The organism is Streptococcus oralis (assembly GCF_001578945.1).
GTDB classification, from domain to species: Bacteria; Bacillota; Bacilli; order Lactobacillales; family Streptococcaceae; genus Streptococcus; species Streptococcus oralis_Q.
Window position 1 is genome coordinate 104,110 of sequence record NZ_KQ969554.1, and the last position, 638, is coordinate 104,747.

Annotated in this window: 1 protein-coding gene; it reads left to right on the forward strand. The window is 47.0% G+C overall.

The genetic code is table 11. From position 1 onward, the window contains the following. The coding region (locus SORDD16_RS10790) for a hypothetical protein (protein ID WP_241734038.1) at positions 1-638 on the forward strand (638 nt) is incomplete at both ends.

Here is a 638-nt window from a genome sequence, read left to right on the forward strand (position 1 = left end):
AAGTGCATCAGTAAGCTCAAGTCAATCAGCTTCAGCATCAGTAAGCTCAAGTCAAAGTGCTTCAGCGTCTGTATCTGCAAGCCAAAGCGCTAGCGCATCAGTATCTGCAAGTCAAAGTGCTTCTGCTTCAGTATCCGCAAGCCAAAGCGCTTCCGCATCAGTAAGCTCAAGCCAAAGTGCTTCTGCTTCAGTATCCGCAAGCCAATCAACTTCAGCTTCAGTAAGCTCAAGTCAATCAGCTTCAGCATCAGTAAGCTCAAGTCAAAGCGCATCAGTATCAGCTAGCCAAAGTGCTTCCGCAAGTGCATCAGTAAGCTCAAGTCAAAGTGCTTCAGCGTCTGTATCTGCAAGTCAAAGTGCTAGCGCATCAGTATCTGCAAGTCAATCAGCTTCAGCATCAGTAAGCTCAAGCCAAAGTGCTAGCGCATCAGTATCTGCAAGTCAATCAGCTTCAGCATCAGTATCTGCAAGTCAATCAGCTTCAGCGTCTGTATCTGCAAGTCAATCAACTTCAGCATCAGTATCTGCAAGTCAATCAACTTCAGCATCAGTAAGTGCAAGCCAAAGCGCTAGCGCATCAGTAAGCTCAAGCCAAAGCGCATCCGCTTCAGTATCCGCAAGCATTAGCGCGAGTCAAT